Source organism: Candidatus Pelagibacter bacterium nBUS_30, assembly GCF_051201245.1.
GTDB lineage: Bacteria > Pseudomonadota > Alphaproteobacteria > Pelagibacterales > Pelagibacteraceae > Pelagibacter.
Genome location: NZ_CP172842.1, coordinates 1202654 through 1218543, shown reverse-complemented (window position 1 = coordinate 1218543; position 15890 = coordinate 1202654). Strand labels below are relative to the sequence as shown.

13 protein-coding genes are annotated in these 15890 nt (G+C 31.1%); all 13 read left to right on the top strand.

Going from position 1 to position 15890, the window contains the following annotated elements; genetic code table 11:
* Positions 1–8: 8 nt before the first annotated feature.
* The 13 genes from ACIJYE_RS06585 (at position 9) to ACIJYE_RS06525 (ending at position 15889) form a co-directional block, all read left to right on the top strand.
* Positions 9–521, top strand: coding sequence for an acyloxyacyl hydrolase (locus tag ACIJYE_RS06585; protein WP_435090125.1), 513 nt, complete (start codon positions 9–11; stop codon positions 519–521).
* Positions 522–529: 8 nt separating this feature from the next.
* Positions 530–1681 carry an alpha-hydroxy acid oxidase gene (locus ACIJYE_RS06580; RefSeq protein WP_435090124.1) on the top strand — a complete coding sequence of 384 codons (1152 nt, stop codon included), beginning with the start codon at positions 530–532 and terminating at the stop codon, positions 1679–1681.
* Between the two features lie 71 nt (positions 1682–1752).
* On the top strand, positions 1753–2916 hold the full coding sequence (locus tag ACIJYE_RS06575) for a pyridoxal phosphate-dependent aminotransferase (RefSeq protein WP_435090123.1): 1164 nt from the start codon (positions 1753–1755) through the stop codon (positions 2914–2916).
* A 5-nt stretch (positions 2917–2921) separates the two neighbouring features.
* Positions 2922–4418: an FAD-linked oxidase C-terminal domain-containing protein gene (locus ACIJYE_RS06570; RefSeq protein WP_435090122.1), complete on the top strand. Its 1497-nt coding sequence runs from the start codon at positions 2922–2924 to the stop codon at positions 4416–4418.
* Positions 4372–5649 carry an FAD-binding protein gene (locus ACIJYE_RS06565; RefSeq protein ID WP_435090120.1) on the top strand — a complete coding sequence of 426 codons (1278 nt, stop codon included), beginning with the start codon at positions 4372–4374 and terminating at the stop codon, positions 5647–5649. Before ACIJYE_RS06570 ends, ACIJYE_RS06565 begins: the two co-directional genes overlap by 47 nt.
* Positions 5649–6941 (top strand): glycolate oxidase subunit GlcF, encoded by a 1293-nt coding sequence (glcF, locus tag ACIJYE_RS06560; RefSeq protein WP_435090118.1) that lies wholly within the window; start codon positions 5649–5651, stop codon positions 6939–6941. The genes ACIJYE_RS06565 and glcF overlap by 1 nt, the downstream gene beginning before the upstream one ends.
* A 2-nt stretch (positions 6942–6943) precedes the next feature.
* Positions 6944–7897 (top strand): 2-hydroxyacid dehydrogenase, encoded by a 954-nt coding sequence (locus ACIJYE_RS06555; protein ID WP_435090116.1) that lies wholly within the window; start codon positions 6944–6946, stop codon positions 7895–7897.
* A 15-nt stretch (positions 7898–7912) separates the two neighbouring features.
* The gene (gene mmsB / locus ACIJYE_RS06550; RefSeq protein WP_435090115.1) at positions 7913–8827 is read left to right on the top strand and encodes a 3-hydroxyisobutyrate dehydrogenase; all 915 of its coding nucleotides are present in this window, start codon (positions 7913–7915) and stop codon (positions 8825–8827) included.
* Positions 8828–8979: 152 nt separating this feature from the next.
* On the top strand, positions 8980–10113 hold the full coding sequence (locus ACIJYE_RS06545; RefSeq protein WP_435090113.1) for a TRAP transporter substrate-binding protein: 1134 nt from the start codon (positions 8980–8982) through the stop codon (positions 10111–10113).
* Between the two features lie 78 nt (positions 10114–10191).
* Positions 10192–11175, top strand: a complete 984-nt coding sequence (locus ACIJYE_RS06540) for a TRAP transporter small permease subunit (RefSeq protein WP_435090112.1) — start codon at positions 10192–10194, stop codon at positions 11173–11175.
* A 3-nt stretch (positions 11176–11178) separates the two neighbouring features.
* The gene (locus tag ACIJYE_RS06535; RefSeq protein WP_435090111.1) at positions 11179–13830 is read left to right on the top strand and encodes a TRAP transporter large permease subunit; all 2652 of its coding nucleotides are present in this window, start codon (positions 11179–11181) and stop codon (positions 13828–13830) included.
* Positions 13831–13834: 4 nt separating this feature from the next.
* The gene (locus ACIJYE_RS06530; protein WP_435090109.1) at positions 13835–15061 is read left to right on the top strand and encodes an MFS transporter; all 1227 of its coding nucleotides are present in this window, start codon (positions 13835–13837) and stop codon (positions 15059–15061) included.
* A 9-nt stretch (positions 15062–15070) separates the two neighbouring features.
* Positions 15071–15889 (top strand): alpha/beta hydrolase, encoded by an 819-nt coding sequence (locus tag ACIJYE_RS06525; RefSeq protein WP_435090108.1) that lies wholly within the window; start codon positions 15071–15073, stop codon positions 15887–15889.
* Position 15890: the final 1 nt, after the last annotated feature.

Below are 15890 nucleotides of genomic sequence, written 5' to 3'. Positions count from 1 at the left end.
TATCCAATATGATTTTAAAAAATTTTTGTTTAACTCTTATTTTTGTATTTTCTATATTTGCATTAAACGCTGAAGAAATAAAAACTGATAATCAAGGTACAGAGTTTAATGTTTATACTGGTATGTTTGATTTTAGTGATCAAGGAAAAAAATCTACACTTATTGGTTTTCAACATCAAAATGAAAATCTAAATAGAGATACTTTTTTAGGAAATCTTTCACCCATTACTGGTGCATTTATTACCGCTGATAATGCAGGCTATATTTATACTGGTGTACAGGCTCAATATAAAATTGGTGCTTTAAATATTACACCAAGTTTTATGCCGGGTTTATATCATGAAGGAGATGGTAAAGATCTTGGACATATTATTGAGTTTAAAAGTGAAGTTCAATTATCACTTGATCTATCTCAAAGTACTGAATTAGGTTTTTCATATAATCATCTATCTAATGCTAGCATAGGAGATAAAAATCCAGGAGCAAATAGTTATATGTTTAATTTTCTTAAAAATTTTTAATAAAAAAAATGAATTTAAAAGATTGTTACAATTTTAGTGATTTTAGAAAACTTGCTAAAAAAAGATTACCTTCACCAATTTTCCATTACATTGATGGTGGAGCAGATGATGAGACTACACTAAAAAGAAACACAGATTCATTTAATGATTGTGATTTAGTTCCCAATATTCTGGCAAGTGTTGGCAAGCCAGATTTATCAACAACTGTTTTTGGTAAAAAAATTGATATGCCACTATTTTTATCACCAACTGCAATGCAAAGACTTTATCATCATGATGGTGACAAAGCATCAGCGAGAGCAGCAGAAAAGTTTGGGACTTTTTATAGTATGTCCACAATGGCAAATAATACTATTGAAGAAATTGCAGAAATTTCCAAAGGCCCAAAATTATTTCAACTTTATGTACATAAAGATCAATCGATCACAGATGATTTAATTGAAAGATGTAGAGTGTCTAATTATGATGGTATGTGTTTGACTGTTGATACATTGGTTGCAGGAAACAGAGAGAGAGATCACAGAACAGGGTTTACAACACCACCAAAACTCACACTTCAAAGTTTAATGAGTTTTGCAATGCATCCAGAATGGGTATTTAATTATTTCACTCACAAAAAATTTGAATTATCTAACGTTGCTAAAAAAACAGATAAAGGAACTAATATTTCAAAATCAGTTATTGAATATATTAACGAACAATATGATCCTGCTATGAATTGGAAAGATGCCGAGTATTGTGTAAAAAAATGGAATAAACCCTTTGCACTAAAAGGAGTTATGTCGGTAGAAGATGCTAAGAGAGCAATTGATATAGGATGTACGGCTATAATGATCTCAAATCATGGTGGTAGACAGCTAGATGGATCAAGGTCCCCATTTGATCAAGTAAAAGAAATTTCAGATGCAGTTGGTGATAAACTTGAAATTATATTAGATGGTGGAATTAAAAGAGGAACTCATGTTTTAAAAGCATTAGCTGCTGGTGCAACAGCATGTAGTTTTGGCAGAATGTTTTTATTTTCATTGGGTGCTGGGGGTCAAGCTGGTGTGGAACGTCTGTTGCAGAATATGCATGATGAAATTAATCGAAATATGGTATTAATGGGGTGTAAAAATATCAAAGAATTAAATAGATCTAAATTAATTTACAGAAAATAAATTAAATACTTCTAAAAATTAGATATAAAAAAAATAAATTTTTAAAAAAAACTTAAAGGATATGATTAATTATGAAGTTGGCTAAGAGTTTAGATAGATTAGGAACAGAAAGTGCATTTTCAGTTTTAGCTGAAGCAAAAAAATTAGAAGCACAAGGAAAACCCATGATTCATTTAGGGTTAGGACAGCCTGATTTTAAAACCCCCAAGCATGTCGTTGAGGCGGCTAAAAAAGCTTTAGACGATGGTCATCATGGCTATGTTCTTTCGAATGGAATCTTAGAATGTAGAGAATCTGTTACTAGAAAAATAAAAAAACTTTATAATCAGGATATTGATCCTGAGAGAATTATTATAATGCCAGGTGGAAAACCTACAATGCATTATGCAATTCAATGTTTTGGCGAACCAGGTGTAGAAATTATACATCCAACTCCCGCATTTCCAATTTATGAGTCTATGATAAATTATACTGGTTCTACTTCAGTACCATATGATCTTACAAAAGATAAAGACTTAAAGTTTACTGCTGAAAAAATTTTATCTTTAATTACAGATAAAACTAGATTGTTAATACTTATCAATCCAAATAATCCTACAGGAAGCTTTGTTGAAAAATCAGAGATAGATAAATTAGCAGAGGGATTAAAAAAACATTCTCATGTTACAATTTTGAGTGATGAAATTTACAGCAGACAAATTTTTGATGGAAAAAAGATGCCAACATTTTTTAATTACCCAGAACTTAGAGATAGATTAATTGTTCTTGAAGGGTGGAGCAAAGCTTACTCAATGACTGGATGGAGATTAGGTTGGAGTTTTTGGCCAGAACAATTAGTTGAACATATTAACAAGTTATTAATTAACAGTGTATCATGTGTAAATGCTGCTGCACAGTTCGCGGGAATTGCTGCATTAGATGGGCCAGATGACTCGATAAATGCTATGATGGAAAAATTTACTCAAAGAAGAAAATTGATACATGAAGGCTTGAACAGTCTACCTGGTGTTGAGTGTAGTTTACCAGGTGGAGCTTTTTATGCATTCCCAAAAGTAATTGGAACAGGAATGGATGGTTCTGAATTTTGTAAAAAAGCTATGCATGAAGCTGGGGTGGCGATTGTTCCAGGTACAGCATTTGGCAAAACGTCTAAAGATTATGTAAGATTTAGCTTTGCAGCTTCTCAAGATAACATATCTAACGCATTGGAAAATATCAAAAAAATGTTAGGCTAGTCCTAATGTCTGAATTAGCTCTACCCAAAGTAGATAAAAATATCATTTCCAAAAAATCCCTAATTGTTTCTGATCTTAAAAAAATTATAAATAAAGATAATGTTCTAAGTGAATTGGATGAGATTAAACCATATGAAACAGATGCGCTAGCAGTTTATAAAAATATACCACTTGCTGTAGTGTTACCTGAGAATACACCAGAAGTTAGTGAAATTTTGAAATATTGTAATAATGAAAATATAAAAGTTATACCAAGAGGAGCAGGTACTGGATTATCAGGTGGAGCATTACCTTTAAAAGATGCAATTGTTTTAGGATTAGGAAAATTTAATAAAATTCTTGAAATTGATTTTAATAATAGATGTGTTGTTACACAACCTGGTGTTACTAATTTATCAATAACACATGCTGTTAAACACAAGGGATATTATTATGCACCCGATCCATCAAGTCAATTAGCATGTTCAATTGGTGGAAATGTAGCTGAAAACTCAGGAGGAGTTCATTCTTTAAAATATGGAACAACAACAAATAATATTCTAGGCGCAGAGATGGTTTTGATGGACGGAACTATATGTAGATTGGGTGGAAAAACATTAGATCAAGAAGGTTATGATTTGATGGGACTTATTTGTGGTTCAGAGGGATTACTGGGAGTTATTACTGAAGTAACTGTTAAAATTTTAAAAAATCCTCAAACTATAAAAGCTGCTTTAGTTGGTTTTCCAACTATAGAGGACGGTGGAAATTGTGTAACTGAAATTATCTCTAGTGGTATTGTTCCTGCAGGGATGGAAATTATGGATAAAGCTTTAATAGATGCTACAGAAAAATTTGCCAAAGCAGGATATCCGATGGATGCTGAAGTTCTTATGATTGTTGAACTTGATGGAACAAACTCTGAGGTTGATAACATGCTCAAAGAAATAGAAAAGATTTCTCAAAAAAATAATTCAAATAGTTTTAAACTTAGTAGAAATGAAAAAGAGAGAATGGCTTTTTGGTCAGGAAGAAAAGCTGCTTTTCCTGCATGTGGAGCTATGGCACCAGACTATTATTGTATGGATGGGTCCATCCCAAGAGGGAAATTATCAGAAATTTTAAAAGAAATTACCAGACTTTCAAAAAAGTATAACCTAGCTGTAGCAAATGGTTTTCATGCTGGTGATGGTAATTTGCATCCTTTAATATTATTTGATGGAAGTAAAAAAGAAGAATTGAAAAAAACAGAGGAGTTTGGCTCAGAAATATTAAAAGCATGTGTAAAAATGGGTGGTGCTTTAACAGGAGAACATGGCGTAGGAATAGAAAAACGTGAATTAATGTGCGAAGCATTTAATAACGATGACATTCAACAACAATTAGATATAAAAAAATCATTAGATATAAAAAATCTTTTAAATCCAGGAAAAGTATATCCTATATTAAGAAAATGTGCGGAGGAGGGGAGAGTTCATGTTCACAGCGGAGAAGAAAAATTCCCAGATTTACCAAGATTCTAATCATCTAAAACCTGATACAGAAATTAGTGTTTCAAAATTAGTAAAAGAATTTTATAAAAAAAAACTACCAATAAATTTGCATGGAACAAATAGTAAAAGATATATTGGTTATAATGTTCAAGCTGCAAAAACACTTGATCTGTCCCAATTAAATGGTGTGATTGAATATTTGCCTGAAGAACTCTACATCAAAGTGTTGGCTGGAACTCCAATCAAAACTATAGAAAATATTTTAGAAAAACATAGTCAACAGTTAGCATTTGAGCCTTTAGATTTTGGTTATATTAAAGATGGTGAGTCAAATAAAGGAACAGCTGCTGGATGTATTGCTACAAATTTTGCTGGCTCACGTAGATTTAAAGTAGGTAATGTTAGAGATTTTGTATTAGGGTTTAAAGGAGTAAATGGTAAGGGAGACATTATAAAATCAGGCGGAACAGTGGTAAAAAATGTTACTGGATACGATTTATCTAAAGTAGTGTCTGGTTCCTTTGGAACTTTAGTCGCACTCACTGAAGTAACATTAAAAGTTTCACCAAAAAAAATATTTCAAAATACTATTGTTATATATTTAGATGACGTAAAAATTATTTCCTCCCTTTTTGATAAAATTTTAGGTTCAAGTAATGAAATTTCAGGAGCAACTTATTTTCCAGATGAACCAAAAAATAAAAAATTTGATTTAAACAAAAATAGAGTTTTTAAATTTAATGATCTTAATAATGAAGGTCCTTTTTTAGCTATTAGAATAGAGGGAGACAGAGTATCTGTTCAAGAAAGATTAAAAGATATAGGTAAAGAATTAGAGCTTAAAAATTATGAAACATCAATTTTAGATAATCATCAATCAGTTCCATTTTGGATAAAAGTAAATAATTTAGAACTCTTCACTAATACAAAAAACAATTTATTAAGAGCAGTTATTCCACCATCTAATTCAGAAAATTTAATGAAATTTTTGGGTAACAAGTTTAAATATTTTGTTGATTGGTCTGGCTCTTTATTCTGGATAGAAGTCCTCGATAATGAGGATGATAAAATTGGACAAATTAGAGAGTTTATAAGTAAGAATGAAGGATATATGACCATCATTATGAAATCAGAAAATTTTGATTTTAAAGAAAAAGTATTTTCAACTGATAAAACGAAGCTAATGATATCAAAAAAAATCAAAGATAGTTTTGATCCTAGGGGCTTGTTTAATCCAGGTAAAATGTATCGAGAGATTTAATGCAAACAAATTTTTCTAATACACAACTAAAAGATAAAGACAATCAATCAACTGAAAAAATTTTTAAAAAATGTGTTCATTGCGGAATGTGTAATGCTACTTGTCCAACGTATGGAATTCTTGGAGATGAATTGGATGGTCCTAGAGGGCGAATTTATTTAATAAAAGACATGTTAGAAAATAATAAGAAGCCATCTGAAAAAGTGGTTAAACATATTGATAGATGCCTTTCATGTTATAGCTGCATGACTACGTGCCCTGCAGGAGTGAATTATATGCACGTAATTGATCATGGCAGAAAATATATTGAAAAAAATTATGAGAGACCTTTTTTTGATAAATTATTAAGAAACTTCTTGTCTGTAACACTTCCAAATGTAAGTTATTTTAAATTTGCTAGCTATCTTGTTAAAATTGGTAAGCCTTTTAATTTTTTATTTCCTAGAAAAATTAAAAATATGATGAGTCTTATGCCAACATCGTTTCCAAAAAAAACTTTAAAAAGCCAAGAAATTTATCGAGCAAAGGGAAAAAAAATAGCAAAAGTTGCATTATTAACTGGTTGTGTTCAAAAAGAAATTTCACCTCAAATTAATGAGTCTACTATACGATTATTAAATAGACATGGTGTTGAAGTTGTTGTTCCAAAAAAAATTAGATGTTGTGGATCTTTAAACCATCATCTTGGAAAAGATGAAGAAGCACATTTTGATTTTACAAATAATATTGATATTTGGTATGAGGAACATAAAAAAGGTAATTTAGATGCAATATTATCTAATACATCTGGATGTGGAACTACTCTAAAAGATTATGGTTTTATTTTTAGAGATGACAAAGATTACAAAGATAAAGCAAAAACAATTTCTACATTAACAAAAGATGTAACAGAATATTTATCTGAAAGTTTGAAATTAAATATTAAGAAAAAAAATAAAAAATACAAAATAGCTTACCATTCAGCATGTTCAATGCAGCATGGTCAAAATATTCACTCACAACCTCTAAATTTATTATCCAAAACAGAAAATGAAATAATGGAAATACCCCAAGGACATTTATGCTGTGGGTCTGCTGGAACTTATAATATCTTGCAATCTGAGATAGCAACAAAATTACTTAAAGATAAGGTAAAGAACATAGAAAGCACCAATCCTCAAATGATTTCAACAGGAAATATTGGTTGCATAACCCAAATATCTAATGGTACCAATATTCCAATTTTACATACAATAGAATTATTAGATTGGTACACTGGTGGACCCAAGCCTAAAATTTTAGAAAGAATTTAATTATGAAAAAAATTTTAGTTACAAGAAAATTATTAAGAGAAAGTGAGGAAAAAGCTAGCAAGATTTTTGATGCAAATTTTAACCTTAATGATGAGCTTTATTCACAACCTAAGTTAGTGGAATTAAGTAAAGATTGCGATGCAGTTTTAACGTCTCTAACAGATAAGATGGACGAAGATACCATTAATAAATTACCAGACTCTGTAAAAGTTATTTCAAACTTTGCAGTTGGCTTTGGAAATATTGATTTGGAAGCTGCAAAAAAAAGAGGAATTGCAGTTACTAATACCCCTGAAGTTTTATCAGATGCTACCGCTGAAATTGGTATTTTATTAATTTTAGGTGCCTGTAGAAGAGCGGCAGAAGGAATTGAAGCAGCAAAAGAAAGCAATTGGAAATGGTCAGCAGATTATTTAATTGGAAAACAATTGACTGGCTCTAGACTCGGTATTTTGGGCATGGGAAGAATTGGACAGAAAATTGCAAAAATAGCAAAATCACTAGGAATGGTTATTCATTACCACAACCGTTCAAAATTAAATGAAGAAAAAGAACAAGGTGCTATTTATCATGAAAATCTTAAAAGCCTTTTTTCTGTGTCTGATGTTTTATCAATTTGTTGTCCTGCTACAAAAGAGACAATGAATTTAATTAATAAAGAAACGGTTGAATATTTTCCAAAGGGAGCAGTGATAACTAACGTTGCAAGAGGCGATATTGTAGATGATGAAGCTTTGATCGATGCACTAAATAGAAGAAAAATTTATGCAGCTGGTTTAGATGTCTATAAAGATGAGCCAAATTTAAATCCAGGTTACTTAAAAATTAAAACTGCATTTATTTTGCCTCATCTAGGGAGCGCTACCAAAGATACAAGAACTGCAATGGCTAATTTAGCAATTGATAATATTGATGAGTTTTTCAATACAGGCAATTGCAAAAATAAAGTAAATTAAACATAAAGAAAAAACATGTCTGAATTGATCGCATTTATTGGTGTTGGAAACATGGGTTTACCTATGGCAGAAAACTTAATGAAATCTGGAAAAAAAATAAAGGTCTTTGATGTTTCTAAAATGACCATTGATATCGCCAAAGAAAAAAAGCTTGATGTTGTTGAAAATTTAGATGATTTAATTACGACTGAAGTATCAACAGTCATAACTATGCTTCCAGAAGGTAAACATTCTAAAGAAGTTTTTTTAGGAGATAATGGAGTTATCAATAAAGTTTCAAAAGACTGTCTTTTAATTGATTGTTCAACAATTGATATTCAAACCTCAAAAGAGATTGGAAAAAAGGCAACTGAAAAAGGTATTCAAATGATTGATGCTCCAGTAAGTGGAGGAGTAATGGGTGCACAAAAAGCAACCTTAAATATAATGGTTGGAGGGTCTAAAAAAGCATTTGATCTTGCTCTTCCTCTACTTAAAATTATGGGTAAAAATATATTTCATGCTGGTGATTTGGGCAGTGGTAATGGAGCTAAGATCTGTAATAACATGTCTTTAGGGATAGCAATGATTGCAGCATCAGAGTCTCTGATGTTGGCAAAAAGATTAAATATAGACATTAAAAAAGTTCATGAAATTATGAAAAATGCATCTGGAAATAGTTGGCCAATTTCTGTTTATCCACCTCTGCCAGGTTTAATTGAAGGAACACCTTCAAGTAATAATTATCGACCTGGATTTTCTGCGGGCATGATGAATAAAGATCTGAAACTTGCAAACGATTGTGCAAAAAGTGTTAATGCTGATACACCACTTGGTAAACTGGCATTAGAAATTTATGAAAAATTTTGCAAAGAAGGAAATGATGCTAAAGATTTTTCAGCTATATCAAAAGAAATAGGTGGTGATGCCTGGGACTACCCAATAGATTAATTCTTATACCTTAAAGTCGCAATTTATTGATCTATATCAATAAGTTCTAGTAAGGATTGTATTTATAATTGCTTGAGTCACATTGTCTATAGACTCTGTTGCTTAATTATCATTAACTTTATAAAGTTAATTAACTAACAGAGGAGATACATATGATTAAAGAAAAAAAATCATTGAAGGGCTCAAAAGCTCCTTCAAGACGTAAGTTCTTTAAAACTGCTGCTGCAACTGGTGTTGCTGCCGTAGCTGCAACATCTTTATCTGCTCCAGCTGTTGCCAAAGAAAGAGTAGAAGCTTCTATGGTAGCCACTTGGCCAAGAGATTTTCCTGGTTTAGGAACTGGTGCACAAAGATTAGCAAAAAGATTAAGCGATATGAGTGATGGTCGTATTCAAGTTACTTATTATGCTGCTAACGAAAGAGTAAAAGCATTTGACTCATTTGATGAAGTTGCTTCTGGTAATTCTCAAATGTATCACGGTGCTGATTACTACTGGGTTAAAAAACACCCTGCTTTTGGATACTTTACTGCAGTTCCATTTGGTTTCACATATTCTGAAATGAATGCTTGGCTAAATTTTGGCGGTGGACAAGAGCTTTGGGATGAATTGACTGACGACTTCGGTACTCAAAGTTTCGCAGCTGGTAACACAGGTGTGCAAATGGGTGGTTGGTTTAACAAGAAAATTAGATCAGCTAACGATTTAAAAGGTTTAAAAATGCGTATGCCTGGATTAGGTGGACAAGTACTTGGAAAACTTGGTGGTTCTCCAATTTCACTGCCTGGTGGACAAATTTATGAAAACCTTGTGTCAGGAGCAATTGATGCAACTGAATGGGTAGGTCCTTGGAATGATGAAGCTATGAAGTTTCATGAAGCCGCTAAGTACTACTACTATCCAGGTATGCACGAACCAGGATCAACGTTAGCATGTGGTGTTAATAAATCTTGGTTTACAAGCCTAGCAAAATCAGACCAACATATAATCAAAACTGCCTGCGCTTGGGCGGATACGACTACAATGTCTGAATATAATGCTAAAAATGGTGCTGCATTAGATCGACTAGTAAACGAAAATGGAGTTAAACTTATGAAGTTTAGCGATAAAGTTTATGATGCGTTTGCTAGTGGTGCTGCAGAAGTTTACGATGAAGTACAACAACATAGTGCTCTTGCAAAAAAAGTGCATGCTGCTTTTGTTAAAGGTCGTAAAGAAATTGGTGCTTGGACTAACTTGTCTGATTCACCATATATTTCTCAGAGAAATAGAGCATTAGGATTGTAATTAATTTCTAATTAAATTTAAAAGGGCCCTTCAAGGGCCCTTTTTTTAATAGATTTTTTAATATAAGCTTTTTGCTTTATGGTTAATAAAAATAATTTTCCTATTTTTTTAAGAGTATTCAGTTATTCGATATTAGCATTCACATTTATTTTTTTAGTAAACAATGTTTTAACAATCTGGTTTGATTGGCCAGGTTTAAAAATTTTATTTTCACATTATGGACTGTTTGGATTTAAAAAATTAAGTACACCTTTAGAAGGAGCAGTAATAAATTTAGCCTATATTCAGTTACTATTTTACTTTATTTCATTTATAGCAGTTATTTATTATGTTTTGAGATCTATTAATCAATCTCTCGAAACTGATGCAAAAATACTCACGAATATTACCGCTTATTTAATCCGGTCAGCATTTTGGGCGGTATTAATTGTTGGGATTGCAGATTTTTTAATTTCATTTTTAGTTGTTGAAAAATTAGCTGAGCCAATATTTGGCGAAGCAACAAAAATTAATTTAGTTATTCCAACCTTTAGAATAACATTTATTCATTTCCCTTTAATATTGATCTCATTTGTAATTGGTTATTTTACAAGATCTGTTGGATTTATTTGGCTAGCAGTATTAGTGGTAGGAAGTGAATTTTTAATTGTACTGTCTAGATTTATATTTCAGTATGAACAAGCATTTCAAGGAGACCTGGTAAGATTTTGGTATGCTGCTTTATATTTATTTGCGAGTGCCTATGCTTTAATGCATGAGGGCCACGTTAGAGTTGATGTTTTATATACTGGGTTTAGTGAGCGAAAAAAAGCTTGGACTAATGCAATTGGGTCATTTGTATTAGGTATACCACTTTGTTTAATAATTTTGTTTTTAGGTATGGGTGGAAAAGCAAGCATAATTAATGGACCAGTTATTTCTTTTGAAATTACTCAACAAGGCTCTAATGGTTTATACTTACTTTATTTGATGGCAGTTTATTTAGCTGTGTTTGCTGTGACTATGTTAATTCAATTTACAAGCTATTTTATGAGTAGCAGTCATAAACTTTTGAAAAATTAAATTATGGAACATTTATTTTTAGCTTTACTTGTAATCATAATGATATCAGCATTAGCCTCGGGCTTTCCAGTAGCGTTTGCATTACCAGGTTCTGCAATTATCTCAATAGGTCTTGCTGCTTTTACAGGTTATTTGTTTGAGGGAGATGTAAGTGCTTATTTTGCTTTAGACGGACCTAAAGAATGGTTAACCGCTGGTATAACCAATTTTAGAAGTAATTATTGGGATGTTGAAACAGACACTTTGATTGCAATTCCTTTATTTATTTTTATGGGTATCATGCTGCAAAAATCACAAATTGCTGAAGACCTTTTAGTTACTATGGGCCAATTGTTTGGTCCCATTCCTGGAGGATTAGGAATTTCAGTAATTTTTGTTGGAGCATTACTTGCTGCTACAACTGGAATAGTTGGTGCAACTGTAATAGCAATGGGCTTAATTTCATTACCAACAATGTTGAATAATAATTACGACAAAAGTCTAGCAAGTGGAATTGTTTGTTCTTCAGGTACTCTTGGTCAGATAATACCTCCGTCAATAGTTTTAATTATTATTGCCGATCAATTAGCAAGTGCTGCAGATGTTGCTAACACAATGAGACAGACAGATTATAAAATTGTTACAGGTGAATTTAATATGCCTGGTGAACTTAGAGTAGGCTCTACTAGTGCTGGAGATATGTTTCTTGGAGCGTTGCTACCAGGATTAGTATTAGTAGGTTTATACATGTTATATGTGCTGGTATACGCAAAATTAAATCCTAAAGCAGCCCCACCTGTACCATTTAGAGGTAAATTTGATTCTAAATTTTGGATGAGGGTTGTTATGGTTATAATTCCTCCACTTGCTTTAATCTTTGCTGTTCTTGGGTCTATACTGATGGGAATAGCTACAGTAAATCAAGCTGGTTCTATTGGAGCAATAGGTGCAACCATGATGGCAGGTTATCGTCTTCATAAAGGTAAAAAGGATGCATACTATCCAATTATTGTTTCCATAATATCAATAATTCCAATTTATATTATTTCATCAAATTATAACTTAAATATTAAAGCTACTGATACTAGAGACTTAACAGCAATATTAATAACTGGTTTTTTAACAATTATATTTTTAATAGGAATTTCTTGGAGCTTTTGGAGAACCTATAAAATTAAAAATGTTTTGAAAGAAGTTGTTACAGAAACATGCGTGACTACTTCGATGGTATTTATAATCCTTCTTGGAGCAGCAATGTTAACTTCTGGATTTAGAGCTTTTGGTGGTGAAGAGCTAGTTAGAGATTTCTTACAAGATTTACCAGGAGGTTTCTGGACACAATTTATTGTTGTGATGGCGGTAATCTTTGTGTTAGGATTTTTTCTTGATTTTATTGAGATTGCAGTAGTAGTTGTTCCTATAATTGCACCAATATTGTTAGCTGAACCAGGAGCAAATGTTAGTGCTATTTGGTTGGGGGTAATGATTGGAGTTAATTTGCAAACTTCTTTTTTAACACCACCATTTGGTTTTGCTTTATTTTATTTAAAAGGAGTTGCATCCAAACTTGTAACGACTTTAAATATCTGGAAAGGGGTTGTGCCTTTTATAATCTTACAGCTTATAGGACTTGGAATTGTAGGGTTTTATCCAACACTAGTAAATTATTTGCCTGCCAGAACATATCTAACATCTAAGGTTGCTCCACCTCCAATTAATCCAAAACTTCAACATTGCTTGCAGGAATATAAATTTGATATTTATAAAAATGATGAGCAAAGAATTAAAACTGCAATTGCCAATTTTGAAAAACTAACACCTACAAATCTTCCTAATGATAAATTGGATATTTTTGAAGAACATTTTGAAAATGCTTTTGGAACTTTTGCTTTAGTGAACAAACTTCAAAAAGCTGAAAATGAATACAATTTATTTGCTAAAGACTATAGAGATCTTCATTTTAGTGTTAGAAAAAAAGAGAAGAAAATTAGAAAATTAGACAATAAAATTGAAAAATTAAAGTCTGAAATCAGAAATTTAGATACAGATGAAACTGCAGATAAAAATAAATTGGAACTTGAAATAGAAAATTATCAATTAGAAATTGAAGAGTTAAAAAAAGAGGTACCTAAAATTTGGAAATCTAAAAATGAAGAATTTAAAATTATTCAAAAAACAAAAAATACAAGAACCAAACGATATAGAAAAAATGTTGATGAAGCTTATGATAATTTAGATCTAATAGTAATGTTTATCCAAGATCATGAAAAACTTGATGGACTATCTCCACAAATTAATGATTTAAAATACGCTATAAACAATAAGAATTATGAAAATTCCATATCAATTATTGATAATCTTTTTGAAAATTTAGGAGAAATTTCAGGTACAGAAGAATTTGCAAATAAATTAGATGATTTAATATCGGTTATAGATAATGAGGAAATCGATGAAGAAGAATTATTTACCTTAAGTTCAGATATATTTAATTTATTTAATAAAGAAATTTCTTGGAGAAAAGATGCTAACAAAAACCTATTACCTGAATTAATGAAGTATAATTCAGTGATTAACAATAATATTGGTCTAAGGCGTCAATCAAAATTAACTAGTGAACAGGCAAAATTTGTTGCTAAATGTAACTCGATTCATCGAGATGTATCATTAAATTTTTAATCAAATGGATAATTATATTCTTCCAAGAAAACAGGCTATTACTGTTTTTTTTGTTTTTGCTTTTGGCTATTTTTTATCATGCTTATTAAGAGCAATCACAGCAACTCTTTCTCCAATTTTAACTTCAGAATTTGAGTTAATGGCAGCAGACTTAGGGCTTCTTGCTGGCGGTTATTTTTTAGGATTTGCCTCAATGCAAATCCCTCTTGGATATTTATTAGATAAGTTTGGACCAAAAAAAATTGTATCATCATTCTTATTAATAGCATTTATAGGAACAATATCATTTGCACTTGCTAATAGTTTTTCAGGGTTATTAATTTCTAGAATTTTAATTGGAGTTGGTGTTAGCGCTTGTTTAATGGCACCTTTAACAGGTTATAGAATTTGGTTTGCAGAAAACCAGCAACAACGAGCAAACTCTTGGATGTTAATGATAGCTTCTCTAGGATTTTTATCATCAACATTACCAGTTCAACTTTTATTACCTACTTTTGGTTGGAGAGGATTGTTTATTGGAATTGCAATATTAATTCTAATCAGCATCGTTTTAATGTTAGCTTTTATTCCAAAATGGGACCATCAAAATAAAGAGGAGTCCACAGAAGTTATAACAAAGACAGGCTCATTAAAAGATGTGTGGAAAAATAGATTTTTTATAAGTGTTATTCCTATGGGTTTATTTAATTATGGTGGGCTGATGGCGATACAAACACTTTGGGCAGGTCCTTGGATGATTAGAGTTGCTGGTTACACACCATTAGAAAGTGCTACAGGATTATTTTGGATAAATATTACAATGTTAGTATCATTTTTCTTGTGGGGCTATTTTTTACCCAAGATTACAAGTCTTGGTTTTAGTGCATTAAAAATATTAAAACTTGGTCTACCAATTAGTTTTTTGGTTATGTTAAGCATCATAGTTTTAGGTTCAAAAGCTGGAGCATTTTATATTACTTTATTTATACTAAGCTCAATATTTTTATCTGTAACACAACCGGCAGTGGGGCTATCTTTTCAAAGTCATCTGGCCGGCAAAGCTCTTACGTCTTTTAACTTATTAATATTTCTGGGAACTTTTATAATGCAATGGATTATGGGCCTTGTAATTGATTTAGTAAAAAATTTTGGCTATACAGAAATTGCAGGATTTAAATCAGCATTTTCTGTTTTTTTATTTTTAAGTTTAACTTCGTATATATTTTTTTTAATTATAAATAAAAAATCTTAAAATTTTAAAGTGAAATTTAAACAAAGAAATTATTTTTTGGAAATTATCATTGGAATAATATTAATTTATGTCATGGTATTGATACTACTGTTCATATTTCAACGTAATTTGATGTACCACCCAGACGAAAATAATTATTTTGGAGACAGGCTAGAAGTAGATATTGAAAAAGTTTATATCAATACTTCTGACAATTTAAATTTACTAGGATGGTTTCATAAAAAAGATCTTAAGAAATTTAAAACGATTGTCTACTTTCATGGAAATGCTGGAAAACTTGAAAATAGAATTCATAAATTAAATCATTTTAAAGACATAAATGTAAATTTTTTAATTTTAGCCTGGAGAGGTTTTAGTGGAAATGAGGGTAAACCTTCAGAACAAGGCCTTTACGTCGATGGGAGTAGTGCAATTGCATGGTTAAAAAATTTAGGATTAAATGAAGAAGATATCATACTATATGGTGAGTCTCTTGGAACAGGAATTGCAACACATTTAGCACAACATAATGATTATGCTGGATTAGTATTAGAAACACCCTTTACTTCTATGGTTGAGGCAGCAAAAAATTTTTATCCATATATACCAGTTGGATTTTTGTTAAGGGATAAATATAAAAATGATAAAAAAATTAAGAATATTAATATTCCAGTTTTGGTAATGCATGGAGAAGCAGATCAAATAGTTCCTTTTTGGATGGGTAAAAAAATTTATGAAATGGCTAATCAACCCAAATATTCATATTTTACGAAATATGACGATCATATGATGGAATATGATAAAAATCTTGTATTAGCATTAAATAATTTTTTTAAAAGTTTAAAATAAG

Bases quoted from the DNA above. Each gene is read 5' to 3' on its own strand.
- ACIJYE_RS06580 (WP_435090124.1), top strand. From the start codon at position 530: ATGAATTTAAAAGATTGTTACAATTTTAGTGATTTTAGAAAACTTGCT.
- ACIJYE_RS06540 (WP_435090112.1), top strand. From the start codon at position 10,192: ATGGTTAATAAAAATAATTTTCCTATTTTTTTAAGAGTATTCAGTTAT.
- ACIJYE_RS06575 (WP_435090123.1), top strand. From the start codon at position 1,753: ATGAAGTTGGCTAAGAGTTTAGATAGATTAGGAACAGAAAGTGCATTT.
- ACIJYE_RS06545 (WP_435090113.1), top strand. From the start codon at position 8,980: ATGATTAAAGAAAAAAAATCATTGAAGGGCTCAAAAGCTCCTTCAAGA.
- ACIJYE_RS06570 (WP_435090122.1), top strand. From the start codon at position 2,922: ATGTCTGAATTAGCTCTACCCAAAGTAGATAAAAATATCATTTCCAAA.
- mmsB (WP_435090115.1), top strand. From the start codon at position 7,913: ATGTCTGAATTGATCGCATTTATTGGTGTTGGAAACATGGGTTTACCT.
- glcF (WP_435090118.1), top strand. From the start codon at position 5,649: ATGCAAACAAATTTTTCTAATACACAACTAAAAGATAAAGACAATCAA.
- ACIJYE_RS06565 (WP_435090120.1), top strand. From the start codon at position 4,372: ATGTTCACAGCGGAGAAGAAAAATTCCCAGATTTACCAAGATTCTAAT.
- ACIJYE_RS06535 (WP_435090111.1), top strand. From the start codon at position 11,179: ATGGAACATTTATTTTTAGCTTTACTTGTAATCATAATGATATCAGCA.
- ACIJYE_RS06585 (WP_435090125.1), top strand. From the start codon at position 9: ATGATTTTAAAAAATTTTTGTTTAACTCTTATTTTTGTATTTTCTATA.
- ACIJYE_RS06555 (WP_435090116.1), top strand. From the start codon at position 6,944: ATGAAAAAAATTTTAGTTACAAGAAAATTATTAAGAGAAAGTGAGGAA.
- ACIJYE_RS06530 (WP_435090109.1), top strand. From the start codon at position 13,835: ATGGATAATTATATTCTTCCAAGAAAACAGGCTATTACTGTTTTTTTT.